The sequence below is a fragment of the Sulfitobacter delicatus genome (assembly GCF_900102535.1).
Taxonomy (GTDB): Bacteria; Pseudomonadota; Alphaproteobacteria; order Rhodobacterales; family Rhodobacteraceae; genus Sulfitobacter; species Sulfitobacter delicatus.
In genome coordinates, this window is record NZ_FNBP01000003.1 from 109316 (window position 1) to 132538 (window position 23223).

General features: G+C 61.5%; 21 protein-coding genes. 9 read left to right on the forward strand and 12 right to left on the reverse strand.

Going from position 1 to position 23223, the window contains the following annotated elements:
- Window positions 1-34: 34 nt before the first annotated feature.
- Genes BLS57_RS06935 through BLS57_RS06950 form a run of 4 tightly spaced genes read right to left on the reverse strand, consistent with a single transcriptional unit; the run spans window position 35 to window position 3930 of the window.
- On the reverse strand, window positions 35-1633 hold the full coding sequence (locus BLS57_RS06935; RefSeq protein ID WP_093740587.1) for an ATP-dependent DNA ligase: 1599 nt from the start codon (window positions 1631-1633) through the stop codon (window positions 35-37).
- Window positions 1630-2634 (reverse strand): ligase-associated DNA damage response exonuclease, encoded by a 1005-nt coding sequence (locus tag BLS57_RS06940; RefSeq protein WP_093740589.1) that lies wholly within the window; start codon window positions 2632-2634, stop codon window positions 1630-1632. The genes BLS57_RS06935 and BLS57_RS06940 overlap by 4 nt, the downstream gene beginning before the upstream one ends.
- A 58-nt stretch (window positions 2635-2692) precedes the next feature.
- A complete protein-coding gene (locus tag BLS57_RS06945) occupies window positions 2693-3640 on the reverse strand; it encodes an alpha/beta fold hydrolase (protein ID WP_093740591.1) in 948 nt (315 codons plus the stop codon).
- Window positions 3640-3930, reverse strand: coding sequence for an SCP2 sterol-binding domain-containing protein (locus BLS57_RS06950; RefSeq protein ID WP_093740593.1), 291 nt, complete (start codon window positions 3928-3930; stop codon window positions 3640-3642). The genes BLS57_RS06945 and BLS57_RS06950 overlap by 1 nt, the downstream gene beginning before the upstream one ends.
- Before the next feature lie 74 nt (window positions 3931-4004).
- Here BLS57_RS06950 and BLS57_RS06955 point away from each other — a divergent pair, with 74 nt between their 5' ends.
- The 5 genes from BLS57_RS06955 to BLS57_RS06975 all read left to right on the forward strand — a co-directional run bounded on the left by BLS57_RS06955 (window position 4005) and on the right by BLS57_RS06975 (window position 9151).
- Window positions 4005-4562, forward strand: a complete 558-nt coding sequence (locus tag BLS57_RS06955) for a tetratricopeptide repeat protein (protein WP_093740595.1) — start codon at window positions 4005-4007, stop codon at window positions 4560-4562.
- A gap of 15 nt (window positions 4563-4577) precedes the next feature.
- The gene (locus BLS57_RS06960) at window positions 4578-7562 is read left to right on the forward strand and encodes a helicase-related protein (protein ID WP_208597531.1); all 2985 of its coding nucleotides are present in this window, start codon (window positions 4578-4580) and stop codon (window positions 7560-7562) included.
- Window positions 7563-7946, forward strand: coding sequence for an RNA-binding S4 domain-containing protein (locus tag BLS57_RS06965; RefSeq protein ID WP_093740597.1), 384 nt, complete (start codon window positions 7563-7565; stop codon window positions 7944-7946).
- Between the two features lie 53 nt (window positions 7947-7999).
- Window positions 8000-8335: a ferredoxin FdxA gene (gene fdxA, locus BLS57_RS06970; RefSeq protein ID WP_093740599.1), complete on the forward strand. Its 336-nt coding sequence runs from the start codon at window positions 8000-8002 to the stop codon at window positions 8333-8335.
- Between the two features lie 303 nt (window positions 8336-8638).
- Entirely contained in the window at window positions 8639-9151 is a 513-nt protein-coding gene (locus tag BLS57_RS06975; RefSeq protein ID WP_093740601.1) for a CarD family transcriptional regulator, read from the forward strand.
- 63 nt (window positions 9152-9214) lie between these two features.
- Here the strand turns inward: BLS57_RS06975 and cobS are convergent, their stop codons facing one another.
- Window positions 9215-10015 carry an adenosylcobinamide-GDP ribazoletransferase gene (cobS, locus tag BLS57_RS06980; protein WP_093740604.1) on the reverse strand — a complete coding sequence of 267 codons (801 nt, stop codon included), beginning with the start codon at window positions 10013-10015 and terminating at the stop codon, window positions 9215-9217.
- Window positions 10016-10093: 78 nt separating this feature from the next.
- Between cobS and cobT the strand changes: the two genes are divergently transcribed.
- Window positions 10094-11107 carry a nicotinate-nucleotide--dimethylbenzimidazole phosphoribosyltransferase gene (gene cobT / locus BLS57_RS06985; RefSeq protein WP_093740606.1) on the forward strand — a complete coding sequence of 338 codons (1014 nt, stop codon included), beginning with the start codon at window positions 10094-10096 and terminating at the stop codon, window positions 11105-11107.
- Window positions 11108-11118: 11 nt separating this feature from the next.
- On the opposite strand, the gene BLS57_RS06990 is transcribed toward cobT, so the two are convergent.
- Together BLS57_RS06990 and BLS57_RS06995 are read right to left on the reverse strand one after the other, a co-directional pair.
- A complete protein-coding gene (locus BLS57_RS06990) occupies window positions 11119-13032 on the reverse strand; it encodes a monovalent cation:proton antiporter-2 (CPA2) family protein (protein WP_093740608.1) in 1914 nt (637 codons plus the stop codon).
- A 20-nt stretch (window positions 13033-13052) separates the two neighbouring features.
- Entirely contained in the window at window positions 13053-13508 is a 456-nt protein-coding gene (locus tag BLS57_RS06995) for an Lrp/AsnC family transcriptional regulator (protein ID WP_093741198.1), read from the reverse strand.
- A gap of 135 nt (window positions 13509-13643) precedes the next feature.
- Here BLS57_RS06995 and hppD point away from each other — a divergent pair, with 135 nt between their 5' ends.
- Window positions 13644-14738, forward strand: a complete 1095-nt coding sequence (gene hppD, locus BLS57_RS07000) for a 4-hydroxyphenylpyruvate dioxygenase (protein WP_093740610.1) — start codon at window positions 13644-13646, stop codon at window positions 14736-14738.
- A gap of 136 nt (window positions 14739-14874) precedes the next feature.
- On the opposite strand, the gene BLS57_RS07005 is transcribed toward hppD, so the two are convergent.
- The gene (locus BLS57_RS07005; RefSeq protein ID WP_093740612.1) at window positions 14875-15285 is read right to left on the reverse strand and encodes a GFA family protein; all 411 of its coding nucleotides are present in this window, start codon (window positions 15283-15285) and stop codon (window positions 14875-14877) included.
- Between the two features lie 95 nt (window positions 15286-15380).
- Entirely contained in the window at window positions 15381-18257 is a 2877-nt protein-coding gene (locus BLS57_RS07010; RefSeq protein WP_093740614.1) for a hypothetical protein, read from the reverse strand.
- A 168-nt stretch (window positions 18258-18425) separates the two neighbouring features.
- Here BLS57_RS07010 and BLS57_RS07015 point away from each other — a divergent pair, with 168 nt between their 5' ends.
- A complete protein-coding gene (locus BLS57_RS07015; RefSeq protein WP_093740616.1) occupies window positions 18426-19127 on the forward strand; it encodes an SIMPL domain-containing protein in 702 nt (233 codons plus the stop codon).
- Window positions 19128-19167: 40 nt separating this feature from the next.
- On the opposite strand, the gene BLS57_RS07020 is transcribed toward BLS57_RS07015, so the two are convergent.
- Window positions 19168-20460 carry an O-acetylhomoserine aminocarboxypropyltransferase/cysteine synthase family protein gene (locus tag BLS57_RS07020; RefSeq protein WP_093740618.1) on the reverse strand — a complete coding sequence of 431 codons (1293 nt, stop codon included), beginning with the start codon at window positions 20458-20460 and terminating at the stop codon, window positions 19168-19170.
- 69 nt (window positions 20461-20529) lie between these two features.
- Window positions 20530-21534, reverse strand: a complete 1005-nt coding sequence (locus BLS57_RS07025; protein WP_093740620.1) for a hypothetical protein — start codon at window positions 21532-21534, stop codon at window positions 20530-20532.
- 91 nt (window positions 21535-21625) lie between these two features.
- Here BLS57_RS07025 and BLS57_RS07030 point away from each other — a divergent pair, with 91 nt between their 5' ends.
- The gene (locus BLS57_RS07030; protein ID WP_244153620.1) at window positions 21626-22216 is read left to right on the forward strand and encodes a hypothetical protein; all 591 of its coding nucleotides are present in this window, start codon (window positions 21626-21628) and stop codon (window positions 22214-22216) included.
- A 46-nt stretch (window positions 22217-22262) separates the two neighbouring features.
- On the opposite strand, the gene BLS57_RS19580 is transcribed toward BLS57_RS07030, so the two are convergent.
- The gene (locus BLS57_RS19580; RefSeq protein ID WP_139186615.1) at window positions 22263-23039 is read right to left on the reverse strand and encodes a hypothetical protein; all 777 of its coding nucleotides are present in this window, start codon (window positions 23037-23039) and stop codon (window positions 22263-22265) included.
- Between the last annotated feature and the right edge of the window lie 184 nt (window positions 23040-23223).

Sequence of the window (23223 nt, forward strand, 5' to 3'; positions counted from 1 at the left end):
GTCACATCTATGCGTCCCGGCGGGCAGGGACAAGCTACCCGTAGATGCGCAGCATTTCTTTCAGGTCATCCAGCGTGTTTGCCTCCTGCAACGGCTTGTCCTTGCGCCAGCGCAGCATGCGCGGAAAGCGCAGGGCCACACCGGATTTATGGCGCGGGCTGGGCTGGATGCCCTCGAAGGCGATCTCGAAAACATGATGCGGGGTCACCTGCCGGACCGGGCCAAATCGTTGCAGCGTGTTCTTGCGCACCCAAGCGGTGATGGAGCGGAACTCGGCGTCCGTGAGGCCGGAGTAGGCCTTGGTGAAGGGCACCAGATCATTGCCGTTCCAGACCGCAAAGGTGAAATCGGTGAAAAGGTTGGCGCGGCGGCCCGAGCCCGATTGCGCATAGATCATCACCGCGTCGATGGTCAGCGGGTCGAGCTTCCATTTCCACCAGTCGCCCTTTTTGCGGCCCGAGAGATACGGGCTGTCGGCGCGTTTCAGCATTAGCCCTTCGGCCTGCGCCTCGCGTGCGGTTTCGCGCAGCGCGGCCAGTTCGGACCAATCGGTGAACCGGTGCTGCGGCGACAGGCGGATCGGCGCGTCTGCGGGCAGGTCTGCGCTGGCTTCTTCCAGCAGGGCGCGGCGCTCGGCGAAGGGGCGGTGGCGGATGTCTTCGCCCTGCCATTCAAGCATGTCATAGGCGTGCAGGATCACGGGCGCTTCGGCGAGCAGCTTTTTCGGCACGGTCTTGCGGCCAATGCGGGCTTGCAGCGCGTTGAAGGACGAGGGGAAATCGGCTCCCGGTTGCCAGACCAGCAGTTCCCCATCAAGCACCGTGCCAGGGGGCATATGGTCCGCTGCGCGGGCGAGTTCGGGGAAACGGTCGGTCATCAGTTCCTCGCCACGTGACCAGACGAAGTAATCGCCATCGCGCAGGATCAACTGGCCCCGGATGCCGTCCCATTTCCACTCCGCGCGCCATTCGGTCGGATCGCCCAAGGCCTCCGGCCCGTCCTCTAGTGCATAGGCGAGGTAGAAGGGGTAGGGGCGCGAGGCGTCGGCGCTGGCGTCTTCGGCCTCGATCAGGCTGTGCCATGTCACGTCGTCGGGGTGCCAATTGCCCATGAGGCGATGCGCCATTTCGGGTTCTGGCTTGCCGGTGGCGCGGGACAGGGCGCGGGTCATGAGTTTCTGGCTGATGCCGATGCGAAAGCCGCCGGTGATGAGTTTGTTGAACAAGAACCGCTCAGTGCCGCCAAGCTGTTGCCAAGCCGAAAGGACAAAGGATTTGCGCGCCGCGTCGTCTTCCTCCTTCAACCCGCGCAGGGCGTTGATCCATGAGGTGAGCGTGCCGGTGTCGTCGCTGTCGACCGGGGGCAGGACCAGCGCGATTGTCTCGGCCAAGTCACCGACGATGGCGTAGCTGTCCTCGAAAAGCCAAAGCGGCACGCCGGAGGCTTCGGAAGCCCATTCCCGCAGTTTGGTCGTGGTCACGGCGCGTTTTGGGCGGCGGCCTGAGAAGAGAGCGACGGTCCAAAGGCGGTCGGTCTCCTCGGCCGTGGTGAAATACTCGGCCAAGGACGCGATCTTGATCGTGGTTTTGGTGGTCTGGTCGACGGCGTTAAAGAGGGCGGCAAAATCTTTCATTCGCTGTCGCCTCCGTCACTGTCGAACTGGGTCGGCACGACCTGTGCGTTCCAGCCTTGATCGTTAAGGTATCGCGTGAAGATATCCGTGTAACCATGCGTGACATATATGTTTTCTGCGCCCGTCTCGCGGATCGCCCAGAGCAGCCCATCCCAGTCCGCATGGTCGGAAATGACAAACCCCCGGTCCCCCGCACGCCGCCTGCGCACTCCGCGCAGGGCCATCCAGCCCGAGGCAAAGGCACTCTCCTGCGCGCCAAAGCGGCGCGCCCATTGGCTGCCGAGCGCGGAGGGCGGGGCCAGCACCAGCGCGCCGGGGTGGTCTTTGGGGTTGAGTTCAGGCGTGACCAGTGTGGTATCGGGCAGGGTGATGCCTTGGCCGCGCAGCACGGCATTGGTGTTTTCCACCGCCGTATGGGTCAAGATCGGCCCGACCTCGGGGGCGAGCATTGACAGCAGACGTTGCGCCTTGCCCAGTGAGTATGCCCCAAGGAAAGCCGTCTTGCCCTCGGCGGCGCATCTGGCCCACCAAGCATTGAGGTCCGCGGCGACATCCGCCTGCGGAGCCCAACGAAAGACCGGCAGGCCAAAGGTGCTCTCGGTGATGAAATGGTGGCATTTGACCGGCTCGAAAGGCTCGGACATGCCGTCGTCGATCACCTTGTAATCCCCCGACGCGACCCAAACCTCGCCCGCGACCTCGACCCGTATCTGCGCGCTGCCGGGCACATGGCCCGCGGGGTGGTAGGACACGGTGGCGCCGCCGATCTGCCGCTGTTCGCCATAGGCGATGCCCTCGGCGTCGATCTCGCCCAACCGGTGGCGCATGACGGGCAGGGCGGCATCCGTGGCGAGGTAGCTGCCCATGCCGTCGCGGGCGTGGTCGGCATGGCCATGGGTGATCAGCGCCCGCGCAACGGGGCGCCACGGATCGATGTAAAAATCCCCGGCGGCACAATAGATGCCGTTTTCGGTGAAGGTGAGGACGGGTGCGCGTGTCATCCTGAGCAATCTAGGCGGCGCGCGGCGATTGCACAGGAAATAAGTCTGGGGAGGGCAGTTAGCTCGTGACGCTGCCCAAGTAGAGCTTTTCCAGACTGTCAAAGATCGGGCCGCGCAGTTCGGGGACCTCCAGGAGCACCTCATGCTCACCGCCCTCGACGATCTCTAGCCGCCCGCCTTTCCAGTCCGCCATCCGTTGATGCACGCGGGGCGTGGCGACGATGCGTTCGTTGCTGCCGAGGAAGGTGACGCAGGGCATGCTTGGCGCCGAGCGGCTCGCGAGATGTTTGGTCTCGGCCAGTGCTTCGCGCAGCCAGACAAAGCTGGGGCCGCCTAGGCTGAGCTCTGGATGGGCCGCCAATTGGTCGCGCATCATATCGTACATCTGTTGGTCAGTGGTTAGCAGGTTGTCCTCGAAGGGGGCGATGACCGGGTAGGGCTCGATCTTGGTGCCCGGCGGGAGGCGGTGGCCCTGACCTACACGCGGCATCATCTGCGCCAAGGACCACGCAACAGCGCGCAACTGCGGTGCGACATAGATGCCCCACATCGGCCCGGTAAAGGCGGCGGCCTGCACCGGCAGCCCCTCCATCACGGCGCGGAGCCCGATGCAGCCGCCCATGGAGTGGGCCAGCAGGAAATAGGGGCGCGGCAGGTTCAGGCTGCGGGCGGCGCGCAGCATAACGGCCACGTCTTTTTGATAATCGCCAAAGGCATCGACATGGCCGATCCGGGCGTCGGGCAACATCCGGTCAGACAAGCCCTGACCGCGCCAGTCGATCGCAAAGGTGGCCAGCCCGCGCCGCGCCAACTCGGCGGCGCAAAGCCCGTATTTCTCGATATATTCGGTCCGCCCGGGGAACAGCAGCACCGTGCCCCGCGCGCCTTCAAGCGGCCAATGACCCAGCCTGATCCGCTTGCCATCCGAGGCTTCGGCCCAATAGGCCGCGCCGCCCTCTGGACCGGGGGCGATGTCGGTGAAAAGCGGGGCCGGGTCGAGCTGCATCAACCGAGAACGGCGGCGAGTTTCATCGCCATGCCCATGTCGCCGTCGATCTTGAGCTTGCCGGTCATGAAAGCGGAGGTGGGGTTGGTGTCACCCTCAAGGATCGACTGGAAGGTTTCGGCATCGGCGCTGAGCGTCACGTCTGCTTCTTCATCAGCAGCGCGGGCACCTGTCTCGTCCATCATCACGGCGCCTTCACCTTCGATGTCGAACTTGGCCGTGCCGTCAAAATCGCTGCCGGACAGCTTTTCGTTCAACACCACAACCGCTTCGTTCACAATATCGCTCATCGCTCGCCCTTTTTTGGCATTTGGCCCCGTCACGTCTGGAATTGCGGCGGCAGCCTGTTACATTCACTGTTGTTATGCGCATCCCAACCGTCAACCTCAAACATACCGTTGCGGCAGTTGGCGGCTTTCTGTGGCTTACGGGTCTGGCAGGGGCCGAACCGGCGCCGCCTGAACTGATGGAAAAGCTGCGCGATGCCCCCGCTGCCGAAGCGCCGCGTATCGTTCATGAGATTGAGGCGCATTGGTCGCGCTCGGGCTCGGCGGCGATGGACCTGCTGCTGTCACGTGGGCGTGACGCGTTGGAGGCAGGCGACACGCAGCTGGCGATTGAGCATCTCACAGCGCTGACCGATCATGCGCCGCAGTTCGCCGAAGGGTTCCACACGCGGGCGCAGGCGTTTTATCGGGCGGATTTATATGGCCCTGCGCTGGATGATCTGGAACGCACGCTGGCGCTGAACCCGACAAACTATAACGCGGTTTTCGGCCTTGCCGTGATGGTGCAGGAGTTTGGCGATCTGGGGCGCGCCGCGATCCTCTACCGTAAGGCACTCGCGCTGAACCCGCATCACGAAGATGCCCGCTCCGCGCTCGACGCGCTGCGCCGGGATGGCATCGGACGCGAGCTTTAATTCAAGGATACACACGTGGCAGGCAACAAGCGTGTCGTGGCCGTACTCGGCCCGACAAATACCGGCAAGACGACCTATGCAATCGAACGTATGCTGGCCCACCGCACTGGCGTGATCGGCCTGCCGCTGCGGCTTTTGGCGCGCGAGGTCTATGACCGCATCGTCAAGGCGCGCGGCCCTTCGGTGGTGGCGCTGGTGACGGGCGAGGAGCGCATCGTGCCGCCGCGCACGCAGTATTGGGTCTGCACCGTGGAGGCGATGCCGCAAGAGATTGGCGCGGATTTCGTTGCAATTGACGAGATCCAGCTTTGTGCCGACCCCGAGCGCGGCCATGTTTTTACCGACCGTCTGCTGCGGTCGCGTGGCTTGCATGAGACGCTCTTTATGGGCGCCGACACCATGCGCGGCACCATTGCGGCGCTGGTGCCAGAGGTTGATTTCATGCGGCGCGACCGGATGAGCGAACTGGTCTACTCGGGCCAGAAAAAGATCAGCCGGATGAAGCCGCGCTCGGCCATCGTCGGCTTTTCGGTCGAGAACGTCTACGCCATTGCCGAACTCATTCGCCGCCAAAAGGGCGGAGCGGCGGTGGTGATGGGGGCTCTTTCGCCGCGCACCCGCAATGCGCAGGTCGAGATGTATCAGAATGGCGAGGTCGATTATCTGGTGGCCACCGATGCGATTGGCATGGGGCTGAACCTCGATGTCGATCACGTCGCCTTTTCAGCGCTGAGCAAATTTGACGGACGGCGCATGCGCCCCCTCGCGCCGAATGAGTTGGCGCAGATCGCGGGCCGGGCGGGGCGCGGGTTCAAATCCGGCACCTTTGGCACCACCGGCGATGCGCCCGCCTTGGACGATGGGGTCGCGCGGGCGATCATGGACCATAACTTCACCCCGCAGAACAAAGTGAACTGGCGCAACCACGCGCTGCAATTCGGCACCGTCGACCGGCTGATCCAAAGCCTCGAGATGCCGCCCGAGGACCAACGGCTGGTCCGGGCGCGCGAGTCCGATGACCTGAAAGCGCTGAAGTCCTTGGCCCAAATGGATGAGGTGTTTGCCCGCGCCAGTGACCCGACCTCGGTGCGGCTTCTCTGGGATGTCTGCCGCATTCCCGACTTTCGCGGCATCAGCCACGCCGAACATGCGGGGCTGCTAGAGACCATTTTTAACGACCTGCACCAGCGCGGATTTATCCCCGATGACTGGCTGGCGCGACAAATCAAACGAATTGATCGAACCGATGGGGACATTGATGCGTTGTCCAAACGACTCGCGTTTATCCGCACATGGACCTACGTTGCGCAGCGCAAGGGCTGGACGAAGGACGAAAGCCATTGGCGCGACACAACGCGTGTCGTAGAAGACCGCTTGTCGGACGCTCTACATGAGCGGCTGACTCAAAGATTTGTAGATCGGCGTACATCCGTATTGTTGCGCCGGCTTGGACAGAAGGAAGCCATGGTGGCCGATGTAAACGAGACCGGTGAAGTCACCGTTGAAGGTGAATTTGTAGGCAAGCTGGACGGGTTCCGCTTTCGGGTGGACAAGGGCGCAGGCGCGGCCGAGGACAAGACGGTCAAGACCGCCGCATTGCAGGCGCTGGCGCCGCAGTTCCATCTGCGCGCCGACCGTTTCTACAATGCGCCGGATACCGAGATTGATTTCACCGAGCAGGGCGGCCTGATGTGGGGCAGTGCTGCAGTGGGCAAGCTGGTGGCGGGCGCTGATGCGCTCAAGCCGCAGGTCGAGGTCTTTGTGGACGACATTGCGGGCCCCGAAGTGGCCGAGAAGGTGAAGCGCCGTTTGCAGCATTTCATCGACCGTAAGGTTGCGGCCCTCTTCGAGCCGCTCTTGGGTCTTGGAAAAGACGAGACCCTCACCGGTCTGGCCCGCGGCTTTGCTTTCCAACTGGTCGAGAGCTTTGGCATCCTGCCCCGCGCGCAAGTGGCCGAGGACGTGAAATCGCTTGATCAAGACGCCCGTGGTGCGCTGCGCAAACATGGCATCCGCTTTGGCCAGTTCACCATCTTCATGCCGCTGATGCTGAAACCCGCACCGACGCGTCTGCGTCTGGTGCTTTGGTCGCTCAGCAAAGGTCTGAACGAATTCCCCGAAAGCCCGCCCCCCGGTCTGGTCACCATTCCGGTCGAGAGTGGCGCGCCCGAAGGCGCCGACACGATGTCGGGCTACCGCAACGCGGGCAAGCGTGCGATCCGCATCGACATGCTGGAACGTCTGGCTGACATGCTGCGCGCCGAAGACTCGCGCGGTGGGTTCGAGGCCAAGCCGGACATGCTCTCGATCACCGGCATGACGCTTGAGCAATTCGCCGACCTGATGGAAGGTCTGGGCTATAAGGCCGAAAAAGACGAGCGCACCAAGGTGAAGCCTGTCGACGTGGTGATGCCCAAAGACGGCAGCCATGACGCGATGGATCCTTCGGCGGATAACGTGGTGCCTGAGAAGGTCGCCCCCGACGCCGTGACAGATGACGCTGCTGACAGGCCGATCATGGACGTCGCAGCCGAAGAGCCAGCGGGCGGCATCATTGAGACGCCTTCGGATGAAACCAACCCCGCTGACCGTCCGGCAGATGTGGCTGACATTCCAGATGATGGTATCGCCCCGATCGCCGATGTTTCGGCAGAAGACCCCGAGGTCGACGCTGCAATCCCCGAGGTGCCAGCGGAAGAAATCCCCCAAGGCACCGCGGCTGATGCGGATATCGCCGGGCCTGAGATGGAAGTATTCTACACCTTCACATGGGCGCGCAGCCCGCGGGGCAATGCAGGTGGCCGCCGTGGCGGTGACCGTCCGCAGGGGCAGGGCAAGCCACGTGGCAAAGCTGGCCCCAAAGGCAAGGGGCGCAAGCCCGGTGGCGACAAGCCTGCCAAGAGCCAGAACTTCTCGGCCCGTCCGCCGCGCAAGGAAAAGCAGATCGACCCCGACAACCCCTTCGCCGCAGCGCTCATGGGGCTGAAGGACGACAAGTAAGTGGCGGCGGGCGAGAAACTACGGCTCGATAAATGGCTGTGGCATGCCCGCTTTTTCAAAACCCGCTCGCTCGCCGCCGCTCAGGTGGCGGGCGGTGCGGTTCGGATCAACGGCACCCCCACACAAAAACGCGCCAGCAACGTCGGCCCCGGCGATGTGCTGACCTTTGCCCAAGGCGATCACGTCCGCGTCATTCAGATCGACGCCATCGGCCAGCGGCGCGGCCCGGCGCCCGAGGCGCAGGCGCTTTACACCGATCTGTCCCCGCCAGAGCCCAAGCCAAAGAACGTGACCCCGGAAAATCCCGCCTATGAGGGAAAGGGGCGCCCGACCAAGCGCGACCGCAGGCAGCTTGATCTTTCTAAGGCGCGCCACCTTGAATGATCTCGCCCACCGGTTTAGCTAACCCTCCGAACGCCCCAGCCAGAGTTTCCCGCATGACCTATATCGTGAACGACGCCTGCATCGCCTGCAAATACACCGACTGCGTCGAGGTATGTCCGGTGGATTGCTTTTACGAAGGCGAGAACATGCTGGTCATCCACCCCGATGAGTGCATCGACTGCGGCGTCTGCGAGCCGGAATGCCCCGCCGATGCGATCCGCCCGGACACCGAGCCGGAAATGGAGAAATGGGTCGAGTTCAACCGCAAGTATTCCGAGCTATGGCCCGTCATCATCACCAAGAAAGATCCGCTGCCCGAGGCGGAGGAGATGGATGGGAAAGAGGGCAAGATGGACCTCTTTTCAGAAAAGCCCGGCGAGGGCGGCTGATTCGCGCAATACTCTGTTCGGATTATCTGAGCTTTGCACCTTAAATTGCTGGTTTATCTTGGGTTTCGCCCATTCGGCCCACGCCCCGCTTCCGAATGCTACGATTTTGTGCTATAATGGAGGCAAGCTGTAACAGACGAGCCAGAAATGCATCGACCACGCTGCCAAGGTTGACATCAAATTTCTAGAGCAGACGCACCCGAAACGCAGACCGTTCAGGCTGTTTTCGCTTGCGTCTTTCACGTGCTGTTCAGGTTCATGAGTTAATAGCGGGGCTGCCCCGCACGCCAAGGAGCGATCTATATGACCAAATCGAAAAAGCTAGACTTCCGCCCGAATGAGTTCGTTGTCTACCCTGCGCATGGCGTTGGGCAGATCGTCTCGATCGAGGAACAGGAAGTCGCCGGCATCTCGCTGGAGCTGTTCGTGATTTCCTTTGAAAAAGACAAGATGACCCTGCGGGTGCCCACGCATAAGGCGACCGAAATCGGCATGCGTGCCTTGTCCACGCCTGACGTAATCAACCATGCGATGAAGACACTGAAGGGCAAGGCCAAGGTCAAACGCGCCATGTGGTCGCGCCGTGCGCAGGAGTATGAGCAAAAGATCAACTCTGGCGATCTCATTGCCATTGCCGAGGTCGTGCGCGACCTGCACCGCACCGATGACCAGCGCGAGCAGAGCTATTCCGAGCGTCAGCTTTACGAAGCGGCACTTGAGCGTCTGACCCGCGAAGTTGCTGCCGTCTCCGGTGGAGATGAGCTGGCCGCAGCCAAGCAGGTTGGCGATGTGCTGGAAAGCCGCGTCGCAGCTTAAGCGGTCTGTCTTTTAGATTAAGCCGCGTCCTCCGGGGCGCGGCTTTTTCTATGCACAGGCGCTTTAGGCCTGCCAGCCAAAGACCATCATCTGACAGCCCATCAGCAGGGCAATTTCAGTGATCTGCTGTGTGGCACCCAAGACATCACCGGTCTGGCCGCCAATTTTGCGCTTGGCCAGCTGTCGCACCACGAGTGCCGCCAAGAATGCCAAGAGAACCAGGCGCCACGCTGAAACGTCTGGGGCGAGCACCGTCACCATCACTGCGATCAGCACAGCCGCTGCCGTGGCCATCTCTCCGGGCCGCCCGGTGCGGTCTGATAAGCCGTCGCGGCGCGCAATCGGCAGGCTGTCCATCACCCAGACCATCGCGGCGCGGGAACCGCAGGCCGCAATTACCAGCGCCCAAAGCAGCGCCCCATCGGTGATCAATTCGGCGATCAGATACCAGCGAAGCAGCAGCGAAAACACCAACGCGATCACCCCATAGCTGCCGATCATGCTGTCCTTCATGATCCGCAGCCGCTTTTCCGCCGTCCAGCCGCCCCAGAACCCATCCGCGCAATCTGCGAGCCCGTCTTCATGCAACGCGCCGCTGAGCATCACCAGCGTGGTTAGCACAATGCCAGCCACCAAGGGCGCAGTGGCTCCCATGCGGCTCAGCGCTTCGCCCACGCCCGCTGCGATGAGGGCGAGCAAGATCCCAACCAGCGGATAGGCCCACGCCCCCCGCGCGGCGGGGCGGTGGGCTTGGGTCGGGAAATGAAAATGCGGCAGGGGCAGGCGGGTCAGCAATGCGAGGGCCACGGGAATGTCACGGGGCCGAAAGGTGTCTTTCACCGTGGCAATGTCGGGAATGGCCATGTTTTGTCCCTTCGGCACTTTCAGCCCGGACAGGCTACGGCTAGAAACGGTTAAATATCAATCCTTAAAGGCCTGCATATGACATCGTCCTTCGCCAGTCTTACCGAATTCCGCAGCCTGTTGCAGCAGATGCCTGGCGTCGATGCCGAGGCGGCAGAGGCCGCGCGGGCGCATGACAGCCAGCTGACCAAACCGCCCGGCGCGCTTGGGCGGCTGGAGGATTTGGCCGTTTGGTATCGCGGTTGGCGCGGGGGCGAACGGTCAGAGATAAATGCGCCCCAAATTATCGTATTTGCGGGAAACCACGGCGTTGCGGCGCGCGGGGTCTCGGCTTTCCCGGCAGCGGTGACTGAACAGATGGTGCTGAATTTCCAGCGCGGCGGAGCAGCGATTAACCAGATCGCGCGGGTGAACGGGGCGACGTTGGATGTGGTCCCGCTCGCACTTGATGAACCGACGCAGGATTTCACCAAAGCGCCCGCGATGGAGGAGGCAGAGTTCGTTGAGGCGCTGCGCGCGGGCTGGGACGCAGTGAGCGAGACGGCTGACCTTCTGGTGGTCGGTGAAATGGGGATCGCCAACACGACTTCCGCCGCGGCGCTGGCCTGTGCTTTGCTGGGTGGTGAGGCGGCGGTTTGGGTCGGACGTGGCACCGGGGTGGACGATGACGGGCTTGCCCTGAAAACCCAGGTTATTGCGGAAGGGGTCGCCCTGCACCGCGACAGTGGTGACGGCCTCGAGATCCTCCGCCACCTCGGCGGGCGCGAATTGGCGGCGATGGCGGGGGCGATGGCGCGGGCACGGCACCTGCGCATCCCGGTGATCCTTGACGGGTTCATCTGCTGTGCGGCTGCGCTCTGTCTTGAGCGGACCGCAGCGGGCGCATTGGATCATGCGGTGGCGGGACACCTTAGCGCCGAAGGCGGCCATGGGCGTTTGCTGGAAGCGTTGGATAAGGCGCCGCTGCTCAGCCTCAATTTGCGTTTGGGGGAAGCCTCAGGCGCAGGGCTGGCCATCGGCGTGCTGAAAGCTGCGCTCGCTTGCCATGCGGGCATGGCGACCTTTGCCGAGGCGGGCGTCAGCGATGGATAACCGCTAGACCTTCAGGCGCTGTCCTTGTCGTTCTCCGTGCTAAGATTGAGAAAGGCTGTTTCCAACTCCTTCTGCAATTCCTTTGCACGGGCGACATAGGCCGGGTTCTGCGACGGCGGCACGTCTGGCCGCCAAAGGGCCGCTAACTCGCGGACCGAGGCACGGTCATGGGCGTAGAAGAGTTTTTGCGCCTCGCTGGCCTCGAACTCCGTCAGCCCCATGTTCTCCAGCACATAGCGTCCGGCCCGGAGCGAGCTGTCAAAGACCTCGCGCGTGATGTCATTCGAGCCGGCCTGATAGTGACGGTACACCTCTGTCCGGTCCCGCGCGCGGCTGACGATATGCAAGTTTGGGTTCTCTTTGCGCGCATAGGCGATCAACGCGACCGCGGCGCGGGGATTGTCCAGCGCCACAACCAAGACGCTGGCGTCCTGCAGCCCGGCCTTGCGCAGAATGTCGGGGCGGGTGGGGTCGCCCAAGAACCCTTTGAACCCAAAGCGCCGCATCACGGCGATGGTTTCGGGATTGTGGTCCAAGACTACCGTTTCGAAACCGCTGGCCTGCACCATTCGGTTCACCATCTGCCCGAACCGCCCCACGCCCGCGATGATCACCGGACCGCTTTCGTCAATCTCATCCGGCGTCACGGGGGCTGCGCCGTTGGACCGTTTGCTGATGAAATCATAGAGGATGAACAGCAGCGGGGTGATCAACATGGTCAGCGCGATGACGAGCAAGAGCGTCTCGGCAATCGGGTCGGGCATGACGCCGGTGGCGAGCGAAAAGCTGACCAGCACAAAGCCAAATTCACCTGCCTGTGCCAATGCTAGCGTAAAGAGCCATTCATCCTGACCCTTGAGCCGGAAAAGCCGTCCTAGGAACATCAGGATATGAGCTTTGACGATAATGACCAAAAGCGCCATCGAGATCAGGATCAGCGGCTTTTCAAAGAGCAGCACGAAATTGATCCCGGCGCCGACGGTGATGAAAAAAAGCCCGAGAAGCAGCCCTTTGAAGGGTTCGAGGTCGGTCTCCAACTCGTGACGGAACTCGCTGCTGGCCAACACCACTCCGGCGAGGAAAGCGCCGAGCGCGGGTGACAAGCCTACGACTGTCATCAGCGAGGAGATCCCCACCACGATCAACAAGGCCAGCGCCGTATACATCTCACGCAGTTTCGACAGGTGGATGTAGCGAAAGACAGGGCGGGTCAGATAGATACCGACGAGAATGATCGCCGCCACCGCACCGATAGTGACCAAGGTCACACCCCAGCCGGGGAGGCTCTGGATATAGGTCTCAATGGCATGTGCCGTCTCGCCTGCTTGGCTTGTCTCGGCCCCGGCATGGGCGGTTTCGACTTCGCCTGAACTAAGGGAAATCGACCCGTCAGGCAGAAGCCCGCCAGAAATATTGGTGGCAAGCAGCGGCAGGAAGGCGAGGATGGGGATCACCGCGATGTCTTGTGTCAGAAGCACCGAAAAGACCGAGCGCCCGCCTTGGGTCCGCATCAGCCCTTTTTCGGTCAGTGTTTGCAGAACGATCGCCGTGGACGAAAGCGATAGCGTCAACCCGATGGCAAAGGCGACTTGCCATGGCTGATCATAGGCCATCGCCACGCCCATCAGCGCTGCCGTTGACAGCACAACCTGCGCGCCGCCCAAACCCAGCAGACGGTGGCGCATGTTCCAAAGCGCGCGGGGTTCCAACTCCAACCCGATAAGGAACAGCATCATCACCACGCCAAACTCGGCAAAATGCTGTACCTCCTCAGTCTCGGACCCCACCAGACCCAAGACCGGCCCGATAAGGATACCGGCCGCGAGATAGCCCAGCACCGACCCCAGCCCCAGCCGCGCGGCGATGGGCACGGCGATGACGGCAGCGGCCAGATAGACCGAGGCTTGGAACAGGAAACCTTCCATAATCGTCCTTTCGGGGTGGGTCAGATGGGCAGGGGCCCGTCCTGTTTCAATTGGTCCATGACGATCTGGCTATGCACCCGGCTGACAGCCTGATGCGGCAGAAGGACATCGTGAATGAGCCGGTTCAGGCTCGGCAGATCGTCACAATAGACCCTCAGAAGATAGTCCGCATCCCCGGTCATCGTCCAAACGCTCACAATTTCGGGACGGGTGGCCATCAGCCGTGCAAAACTAGTGGAGTGTTCGGGGCCATGGGTGCCAAGATGCACTTGGACAAATCCCTGCACATTCAGACCCATGCGTACCGGATCGAGCCGGGCATGGTAGCCGCGAATATAGCCGTCGGCTTCAAGCTTCTGCCGTCGTCTTCCGGCCTGGCTCGACGAGAGGTTCAACTCTTCGCCTAACTCTTGCGCCGTCAAATGTGCGTTCTTTTGCAAGGCTGTTAGTAGCCGCCGGTCGATCTCATCAAGCATGATGCGTATATCTCGCATGGTTTTGCAATAGGATGCGACATCTTCGCGGAAATGACCATAGAGGCGACGCAGAAAGCGCAATTTCCGCGGCTACAAGACGGTATCCTAGTCTCAAACCAGACATAGGAGACAGATATGGGTCCTTTCCCGCACGACGCCCCGAAATCGCAGATCACGGCCGAGAACCCCGCCGGCACCGACGGCTTTGAGTTTGTCGAATTCGCCAGTCCCGACCCGCAGGCGCTGCGCGATGTCTTTACCAAGATGGGCTATGCCCATGTCGCCAACCACAAAACCAAAAAGATCGAACTTTGGCAGCAGGGCGACATCACCTATGTGCTGAACCACGATGCCGACAGCTTTGCCGCGCGTTTTGTCGAAGACCACGGCCCCTGCGCGCCCTCGATGGGCTGGCGCGTGGTTGATGCGCAGAAAGCGTTGGAGCATGCTGTGGCCAAGGGCGCTGAGGAATACAAGGGCGATGGCAAGGTGCTGGACGTGCCCGCGATCATGGGCATCGGCGGCTCGCTGATTTATTTCGTAGATCAGTATTACGACACCTCGCCCTACAACTGGGAATACGACTGGATCGCGACTTCGAAACCCGAAGGCGTGGGCTTCTACTACCTCGATCACCTGACCCACAACGTCCACAAGGGCAACATGGACGTCTGGTTCAAGTTCTACGGCGACCTGTTCAACTTCCGCGAAATTCGCTTCTTTGACATCGAAGGTAAATTTACCGGCCTTACCAGCCGCGCGCTGACCTCGCCTTGTGGGCGCATCCGCATCCCGATCAACGAAGACCGGGGTGAAACCGGGCAGATCGTGGCTTATCTTAAGAAGTACAATGGCGAGGGCATCCAGCACATCGCTGTCGGTGCGCGGAACATCTATGACGCAACTGATGCGATTGCCGACAATGGGCTGAAGTTCATGCCCGGCCCGCCCGAGACCTACTATAAGATGTCTAAGGACCGCGTCACCGGCCACGAAGAGCCGCTCGACCGGATGCAGAAACACGGCATTCTGATCGACGGCGAAGGCGTGGTCGACGGCGGCGAGACCCGCATCCTGTTGCAGATTTTCTCTAAGACTGTGATCGGGCCGATCTTCTTTGAGTTCATTGAGCGAAAGGGGGATGACGGTTTTGGTGAGGGCAACTTCAAGGCGTTGTTCGAGTCGATTGAGCAGGAGCAGATCGACAATGGCGAACTAGAAGCATCGTAAGCCTTAGATAATTTTATGGACGCTCTCGCAATTAGTTGCGAGGGCGTCGTCGTTTCGGATTTCGGATGTAAGGCAGGACGCCGCGGTCGCGTTCTTGAAGTCCGGCTGTTGTCGCAGACATAACCGACACAACCGTTCAGCCGGGAAGCCCGTCAATTTTCTCGATGGAAGCCAGATCGTTGTCCCAATCCGCACGACTGGAAAAGCAAATATGCGCGTTGGGTCGCATCTCGACCGGACTATCAAGCGACCCTGCGGGGACCACAAGCAAACCTAGTTCCGGCTGAACAATCGGCAGCGCAGACCCACAGTGGGAGCAAAAGCTCTTCACGTGGCGTGACCCCGGAAGCTGGAACGTATTAATGTTCTCTTTGCCTGACAGCCAATTGACCTTTGCTGTGGAGGAAAACAGGTTTGCCGAATGGGCCGAACCACTGTCCTTGCGGCAGCGGGCGCAGTGGCACAGGAAGAAACTTTCGAACCCTCCCGTTATGCGGAATTTTACAGCGCCACAGAGGCATTGTCCGCTGGCCGGTTTGTCGTCCATTCAAATCCCCATTGGCAGGCGCGTCCCACGCTGCCAGTCGAACGCAATTTCAGCGCTAGAGAAATATCAAAACCCCATCGCTCCGCCGAGAGGCCTCAATCCGGTATCTCAAGCACCACATTCCGTCCGCGTTTGACATAGCGCAGTTGGTTGTCCCCAATCGCCGCGACGCGTCCGCCGTCGATGCGGTCTCCAACTTCGACCTTCTGATAGCGCCCGTTGCTCAGCCGGACCAAGGCGCGGCGGTTGGAGGGTTTGCCGTAAACACCGATCAGGTTCACTTTACGCAGGTTGATCGCGTTCTTCACTGTGGCTTGCTTGGCGACGGATGTCTTGGACGGTATTTTGGGTTGCACGGCGCGGGGGGCGACGCTGGCAACTTGGGTTGGCGCTTCGGTCCGTTCAGCGCGTTTCACGATGCGGTCGAAGTTGCGCGGGCGTGTGTCCGGGCGGCGTGACAGCTTTGTGGCCTGTGCCGTGGCATTCTCTATCGCGGGCGGTGTGGCAAGTGCTGCGGCGACAGCGTCGCTTGTGTCAATTGGTGCGACGGTGGCTTCTGGCACTGCCGCTGCGGCAAGCGCCTCTTCTGCGGCTTCTTGCAACGATTGCGGGCGCAGGGCGGGGCGGATGCCAGCGAGTTCGGACCGGGTGAGACCGCCCAGTTGCGCACGCTCGTTGGTCTCGGAGAGGTCCTCAGGCCGGGTGCGGGGGCGGGTTTGCGCCAAGGCGCTGTCTATGGGCGAAGCTTCCGGCACCACCTCACGTTTCGCCAGGGTGGCGGGCGGTACTGCCGCGGGGCGGCCAAAATAGACGAGATGGCCGTCGGGGCTTAGCGCCCCGTCTTGTGTTGGCGTGACCAGCCCGCTCGCGTCCATGTCGAAGGTTGTGCCTGCAGCGGCGGGGGAGGCGACATCGCCCGGTGCCATGTCGGTCGCAAAACGGTCCACCGCAGGCAGGGCCACGGCGTCAGTCGTCGTGCTGATCGGGTCGATGCTGGTGAGGTAGAGGTCTTCGATGTCAATCGCCGCAGCAGGTGCTGGGGGCACCTGTGGGGCGCGCGGCCAGATGCCGGTGGTGGCGTATTTCGCGTCAACCTCGGCCTCGGTCATCTCGGTCGTCGGGCGCGGGTCAGGTTCGCGCAGGGCGTCCAGAACGGCGCCGTCTTCGTCGGTCAGCCCGGCGTCTAGGGCGGCGGTTTCAATGGCGTCAGGGCCCGACGGCGCGGGGGGGAGGATCGCGATATCCTCGACATCAGCTTGCACCTGCGCAGGCTGTTCTGGCGCTGTGGCTTCGGCGGTGCTGCGCGGACCGCGGTCCCCGAATAGCCGTGACAGTGCGGTGCCTTCGTCCAAGAAGATCGAGGCCCAAGCGGCAACCCCGGCGAGGAATACCAGCAGGGCAGCCGTCAGGATCAGCCCAAGGAACCGCGGCTTGCCGCCAACCTCATCGCTGCGGCGCGCACCGAATATCGTCATGCGCTCGGCTTCGCTGGCCGGCGTCGGGGCGGCGAGGGCCGCGGGCGTCAGACGGCGGCCTTTGCGCGGTTTCTTTTCCTTCGGCTTGCGTCGGCTGAGGAAAGTGAGGCCTGTCGCGGGGCTTTTAGGGGTCAGCGAGCTGCTGTCAGGTTGCGGTTCGGGAACGGCGGGCGGGACGGATGCTGCCACTGGATCAACAGAGGTGTCGACCGGCACCTGCGGCGCCAGCGGGGCGGCGGCGGGGGAAGGTGCCGCACGCGGAATTGGCGGAACGTTAACGACGGGGTCGGGGGCCGGCGCCGCTTCTTCGGTCTTAGGGACCGGTTTGCTGTCCGGCAGAGGCGGTGTCGCACGGCTGGCACCACCTAAGCTCGGGGCGCTCTCGGATACTTCGGGCCCCGGCGTGCGGCGACTTGCGAACCCGGCAGCCGGTGCGGGGCGTGTGGGGGCTGCGGAGAAATCTACCTTACGCGAGGGTGCCTTGGGTGCTTCCGCTTCCGCTGCTGCCGCAGCCAAGGGGGCTGCCGAAGCTGCGACACTGCCCGCTGGTTGGGCAGCGCTTGCTGGGGCTTGTGGCTGCGCTTTGGCCGTCTCGAGTTCTGGCAGGTCTTCGTCAATCGGAGGTGGTGGGGCCGTCGGGGTCGGGGGAAGTTCGGCAGGTTCGGATTGGGCTGCCTCATCACGCGCGCCAAATTCCGGCAGCGGTTCATTGCGCGGGGGGGGCGTGTCTTCAGGCGTTTCCGCAAGTTCAGGTGATGCTGTGACAGGAGTGTCGCTCGTCGGCGCCGCCTGGTCCGCTTCCGGCAGCTCCGGAAGATGCTCTGGAGCGGATGGCGGGGGAGCGTTTGGCGTGGGAGCCAATTCAGCAGCAGATGTCGCTTCGCTTGGCTGATCTGCCACCGGCGCGGACGTCTCGGTGGTATCTGCAATTGGCCCGTCCGGCACGGGCGCGGCGGGCAGGGCTTTTACTGGGGCCTTTTCCGGCTCAATGCTCTCACTGGGCTCAAGCAAGTCGCTCGCCGCTTTGGTTGGTCCGAAGTCAGGCGCCCCGCGGTAGACATCCTCATCGGGGGTCGCGGTGAAGGCGACGGGGTGGAAGCGGTGCTCCACGGCAAAGGCTTCGGCCTCTTCCAAAGTCTCGCGGGCGACGGCGGCAACATGGCTCTGCGGGCCATCGGCGCTGACGTCAAAGACCAGATCGGTGACCGCATAGGGGGTCGCCCCTTCCAAAGCCGTGGCCGCTGCTGCCCGGCGGGCGTCCTCGTCCATGCCGGGCGTCTCAATCGTCAGATATTTGATCTGAGCGTCCGGGATCAGCAACAGGCTGCGCAGCCCGCCGGGCTCAAGCGCGGTGGCGGTCTTGCGCAACACGGCCAGTTCGGCGGCCAGATCGGCACTGTCCAACATCACTTCGCCAACCAAACGCCAGCCATCCGACACGCGGTGCAGCAGGCGGATGCCGTCGAAGGACAGGGAGAGGGTAAAATTCGGCTTCATCGTAGATGACTTTAGCATGGGGTCGGGCGTAGTTACAGGCACGCCACGCGTGTAATGAAGGATAGAGCAGGAGTTCGCCCAAGGGAAGGGCGGCGGGGGTAAGATGGCTTGTCAGGCGGCATTCAGGGTGGGCAAATGGCACCGCAGAAACGCGCGAAAGGAACGAACATGCGACTGATGAATTGGGTGGCGCTGGCTTGGTTTGCAGGGGCAGGGACGCTCACGGCCCAGCAGGCACCGGAGCAGGGGATCATCGTGACAGGCCAAGGCAGCGTGGCCACCGCGCCGGATATGGCGACGATCACCTTGGGGGTGACCGAGGAAGCCGCCACCGCAAAAGCTGCGATGGATAAGGTGACCGAAGCGGTTGCCGCAATTCTGGCCAAGCTGGATGCCGAAGGCGTCGCCGCGAAGGACCGTCAGACCAGCCGTTTCTACCTGCGTCCGGTGCACGATCGCCGGCCGATTGAAAATGGCGAGCCACCGAAGATCACCGGCTATCAGGCAGGCAATTCGGTGACGGTCAAGGTGCGCGATCTCTCAAAACTTGGCGCGATGATGGACGCGGTGATTGATGAAGGTGCGAATGATTTCAATGGTATAGACTTCGGCCTTCAAGACCCGAAAGATGCCATGGCCGAGGCGCGACGCGCCGCAGTGGCGGATGCCACCGAACGCGCGCGGCAGATGGCTGATGCGGCTGGTGTGGCGTTAGGGGATCTGCTGCGCATGACCGAGAATTCCCACGCGCAGCCGAAGATGTTTGAAGCCGCCCGCATGGGCGTCGCGATGGACAGCGCCGTGGCAGAGGGCGAGGTCGAAGTGCAGGCGCAGGTTTCCATGACCTTCGCGATTGCGCCGAAGCAGTAGGAAAAAAGCCCCCGCCGGACCGTCCGGCGGGGGCAATTGTTTAGGCCGTGGCTTTGGTCAGCGCCTGATCCAGATCGGCAATCAGATCGTCGGCATCTTCCGTCCCGATAGACAACCGCAGCACGCTGGGGCCGGCGCCCGCCGCCTCTTGCTGCTCTTCGGTCAACTGGCGGTGCGTGGTCGAAGCCGAGTGGATCACCAGCGAGCGTGTATCGCCCAAGTTGGCGACATGGCTGAAGATTTTTAGCTCATTCACCAGTTTCACACAGGCGTCATAGCCGCCCTTGACCGCAAAGGTGAACAACCCGCCGGCGCCCTTGGGGCAGACCTTTTGCATCCGCTCGTAATAGGGCGAGGACTTCAGTCCCGCATAGGTTACGTAATCAACGCGGTCGTCCTGTTCGAGCCATTCGGCCACTTTGACCGCGTTTTGCACATGACGGTCCATGCGCAGCGACAGGGTCTCGATCCCCATCAGCGTGTAATGCGCCGCCTGCGGGTTCATCGTCATCCCAAGATCGCGCAGGCCAATGGCGATGCTGTGGAAGGTGAAGGCCATGGCGCCAAAGGTCTCGTGGAACTTCATGCCGTGGTAGGCTTCCTCAGGCTGGCTCAGCGAGGGGAATTTATCATTCGCGGACCAGTCGAACTTGCCCGAATCCACCACGCAGCCGCCCATAACGGTGCCATTGCCGGTGAGGTATTTGGTGGTCGAATGCACGACAAGCGTCGCGCCATGCTCGATCGGCCGGCAGAGGTAGGGCGTGGCGCTGGTGTTGTCGATGATGAGCGGAATGCCCGCCGCATCGGCCACATCAGCGATGGCGCGCACGTCCATGATATAGCCGCCGGGGTTGGCAATCGCCTCGCCAAAGACGGCACGGGTGTCATCGTCGATCGCATCAGCCACAGCCTGCGGATCGTCAAAGTCGACAAACTTGCAAGACCAGCCGAAGCGTTTGATCGTGTGGCTGAACTGGGTGACTGTGCCGCCGTAAAGACGGGTCGAGGCGACGATGTTCTTGCCCGGCCCCATCAGCGGGAACAGCGCCATGATCTGCGCCGCGTGGCCCGAGGAACAGCAGACCGCGCCGATGCCGCCCTCCAGCGTGGCAATGCGTTCTTGCAGTACTGCGTTGGTGGGGTTCGTCAGGCGCGAGTAGATATAGCCAACCTCTTGCAGGTTGAACAAAGCCGCCGCGTGGTCGGCATCGCGGAATACATAGGCCGTGGTCTGGTAGATCGGCGTCTGACGCGCACCTGTGGCCGGGTCGGGCGTGGCGCCTGCGTGAATCTGTTGGGTGTCAAAACGAAGATTGGGGGTATCGGCCATGGCTCTGTCCTTTCGAGAAATGGGATCTCGCGCAGCCTAGGCCCAAGTCTTCGGACAAACAACTGGCCGTTAACGCATCCAGAAGCCGTTTGATTTGATCCGGTTGCGGATCGCTTGTTCGCGGCGGGGTAGGTTGTCTTGATCAAAGAGTGCGCGGACCTTTGCACCGCGGCCTTGGTAGACCGTGCGCTTGATGGCGTCGCGTTCCTTGAGCAGCTTCTTGATCTTGTTGGGCGCGGTGACGGCTTCCAACACCTCAATCGCGCGCTCGCTTTCACGGGCATAGAGCAGAGGCAGGAAACGGTAGTGGCAAGAGACCTCGCCATCCAAGAGGCCCGCCGGTAACGCGTCGCGCCCCCCGCCGAGCGCGTGGATTACCAGTGGTAGAACGATTTGATCGAGCCACGGGTCGAAGCTCTGTGCGCAAAGCTCAACCGGGGGATCATCGCGCACCGCCAGTGCATAGCGCAAGAACAATTCGCCAAACTCTTGGGGGCAGCGGTAGTAGAAAAAGCCTGCGTTGAAATAGAGATAGCGGCGCCAGTATTCGTCTGGCTGGCTGCGGTCGAGGCTGCTGTCGAAGTCGAGGTCGAACTTGTCGTAGAGCGATTTCCACAGGCCGGTGTAGCCCGGCCCGTAAAGCTGCGGCTCGGGCCAAGTGCCCTCACGGCGCAGCGAGGCGGAGGGGCGGTCGAAATCGAAGGGGACAGCCGTCAAATCGCCGGTGATCAGCGTGTCCGTGTCAAAGAATACAAAGGGCTCGTCCGCAGGCAGGGCGCTGAGCATTTCGATCTTGTTGCCATAGGGGTAGGCGCTGCCAAAGTGCTGGCTTTCAAAGGGAATGAACTCCGCCCCGAGGTCGGTCAGCGCGGCGCGCAAGGCGTCGTTGCTGATGCGCGGGTCTTTCTCCCACAGCGGGCCGGGCTGCGGCTCGGCTATGAGCAGGCGCCCTTTAAAATCGGGTGAGGAATGGCGCAGTGACGCGGCAAAAAGCAGCGCTTCATAGGCCAGCCGCCCTTGCTGGGCCACGATGACGACGTTGAAAATTTGCGGGATACGCGAATTGCGTGTCATACTTAGCTCGGGCCCCATGGTTTTGGGCGACTATAGGAGCAAGTTTGGTCTGGCAAAAGGCGGCAATTTCGCCGCACGCGGAGGGTTTGAGATGATTGATTTTCTTTTTGCAGTAATCGCAGCGGGTATGAGCGGGCAGGGTGCGCCTTCGGCGGGCATCACAGCGCCCCCGGCACCCGAAGCGCCCGTGACTGTGCAAGCCCCCGCCGCTCCCGAAGCCCCGGCCAGCCCCGGCGTACCTGCAGCCCCAGCGGTGCCGGTTCAAAAGGCGTCTTTTGACATGAGCGTGGTGCCCGCGGGTTTGCAGGCCGAAGACCAAACGCCGAGCGGCAAGTTCACCACCGCGACCGAGGTTAAGCCGATCCTCAACGCCACGCGTGGCAACTGGGTCGCGGTGCGCGAATATGAGGGGAAGGACTATGTGTATGTCACGCATCTGTGGAGCTGGCGCTGTGGGTTGGCGGCGATTGCGATCTCGGTCAATGACGAGCAGATGCAGAACTGGCCGATGCCGCCATGCCATACGGAGTTTTCTACCCCAAACGCTATACTGAACGACGACCCGAACCCGCTGCTGACCTTTAAGCCCGGCTCGGTCGAGAAGGTTACGATTCAAGTGGTCTATGACGATCTGAGCATGGACAGCGCAAGTTTCGCACGTGGCGAGGTGTTGATCCCCTGAAGAAAAACCTTTGGCAGACTTCTTTCCTAACTAAAGAAAGCTAAGATTACTCCGTTCTGACTACGAACTGGTCAATTTGCCTTAAGTTGAGTATTTTTGCTGGGCTCGACACTGAGATGCGCTGTTGTTTAAAGGTCAAGAAAAACGCGAACCTAAACTCTTGTTCTGAACAAAATTTCTTTGGCTTTATGAAAGGTATGCTTCTTTTTAGTTCTCTAATCCTTTCAATAGGAAAGTCGTTCTCACTGTTGATCAGGATTTCCCTATCAACGTAATCGACATTTCGAAAAACCGCTTCCAGACCTAAGCCTGAACTGATCTGTTGGATCGAATGGCGGTCAACCAAACTCTTTGGTAGGTCGTCGAAAGTAATGCTCTCCCACAATAACGAAGCCAACAGCGAGCCGAACTCCTGTACTTTTTCCGCTGGAATTTTCCACTTGTTTTCGTGGGTAGTGGAGATATTCCCAGCAGCGTTCCCGCTCGTAGATACGCAAAAGATCCAGCAGTTATGGGAGGAACCTGACAGTGTTATCCCGGTAGTCGATACAGAACCGTTGTTGAAACTTAAGTGCTCAATATGTGCTTTGCCTGAGTCCTCAACTTCAAATTCTGAAATCCAGTCGCGAGACACATGCGTAGGCTTAGGAAACGCAATTCTATATTCAAATGTTCCTTCACCTTCATCCCGCAGATGGTCGTTCTCTTCGGAGCGAAAGCCCCAAAGCGTTCCTACCCGCAGTGTGTTGCATCCTGTCGTAATATCATACTCTGGTGGGCAAAACTTGAACAAAGGTGGTTGGGAGAATTGAATCAGTTTCAACAGTGCTACCTCAGGAACATAATCTAAAAGATTAACTCCTTAAGTGGTACACCAAATCCATCTCTGGGAGAAAGATCGTTTTCCGTCGAGGGTAAAGTGGTGGGCGACCCTGGAATCGAACCAGGCGTGCGTCTCCGCGAGGGAGCCGCAGGCGGGCCCTGCCACGGGCCGTATTGCGCAGGAT

Excerpts from the sequence above, each read along its gene's own strand:
- BLS57_RS06935 (WP_093740587.1), bottom strand. The coding sequence starts at position 1,633 with ATGAAAGATTTTGCCGCCCTCTTTAACGCCGTCGACCAGACCACCAAA.
- BLS57_RS06940 (WP_093740589.1), bottom strand. The coding sequence starts at position 2,634 with ATGACACGCGCACCCGTCCTCACCTTCACCGAAAACGGCATCTATTGT.
- BLS57_RS06945 (WP_093740591.1), bottom strand. The coding sequence starts at position 3,640 with ATGCAGCTCGACCCGGCCCCGCTTTTCACCGACATCGCCCCCGGTCCA.
- BLS57_RS06950 (WP_093740593.1), bottom strand. The coding sequence starts at position 3,930 with ATGAGCGATATTGTGAACGAAGCGGTTGTGGTGTTGAACGAAAAGCTG.
- BLS57_RS06955 (WP_093740595.1), top strand. The coding sequence starts at position 4,005 with ATGCGCATCCCAACCGTCAACCTCAAACATACCGTTGCGGCAGTTGGC.
- fdxA (WP_093740599.1), top strand. The coding sequence starts at position 8,000 with ATGACCTATATCGTGAACGACGCCTGCATCGCCTGCAAATACACCGAC.
- BLS57_RS06975 (WP_093740601.1), top strand. The coding sequence starts at position 8,639 with ATGACCAAATCGAAAAAGCTAGACTTCCGCCCGAATGAGTTCGTTGTC.
- cobS (WP_093740604.1), bottom strand. The coding sequence starts at position 10,015 with ATGGCCATTCCCGACATTGCCACGGTGAAAGACACCTTTCGGCCCCGT.
- cobT (WP_093740606.1), top strand. The coding sequence starts at position 10,094 with ATGACATCGTCCTTCGCCAGTCTTACCGAATTCCGCAGCCTGTTGCAG.
- BLS57_RS06990 (WP_093740608.1), bottom strand. The coding sequence starts at position 13,032 with ATGGAAGGTTTCCTGTTCCAAGCCTCGGTCTATCTGGCCGCTGCCGTC.
- BLS57_RS06995 (WP_093741198.1), bottom strand. The coding sequence starts at position 13,508 with ATGCTTGATGAGATCGACCGGCGGCTACTAACAGCCTTGCAAAAGAAC.
- hppD (WP_093740610.1), top strand. The coding sequence starts at position 13,644 with ATGGGTCCTTTCCCGCACGACGCCCCGAAATCGCAGATCACGGCCGAG.
- BLS57_RS07005 (WP_093740612.1), bottom strand. The coding sequence starts at position 15,285 with ATGGACGACAAACCGGCCAGCGGACAATGCCTCTGTGGCGCTGTAAAA.
- BLS57_RS07010 (WP_093740614.1), bottom strand. The coding sequence starts at position 18,257 with ATGAAGCCGAATTTTACCCTCTCCCTGTCCTTCGACGGCATCCGCCTG.
- BLS57_RS07015 (WP_093740616.1), top strand. The coding sequence starts at position 18,426 with ATGCGACTGATGAATTGGGTGGCGCTGGCTTGGTTTGCAGGGGCAGGG.
- BLS57_RS07020 (WP_093740618.1), bottom strand. The coding sequence starts at position 20,460 with ATGGCCGATACCCCCAATCTTCGTTTTGACACCCAACAGATTCACGCA.
- BLS57_RS07025 (WP_093740620.1), bottom strand. The coding sequence starts at position 21,534 with ATGACACGCAATTCGCGTATCCCGCAAATTTTCAACGTCGTCATCGTG.
- BLS57_RS07030 (WP_244153620.1), top strand. The coding sequence starts at position 21,626 with ATGATTGATTTTCTTTTTGCAGTAATCGCAGCGGGTATGAGCGGGCAG.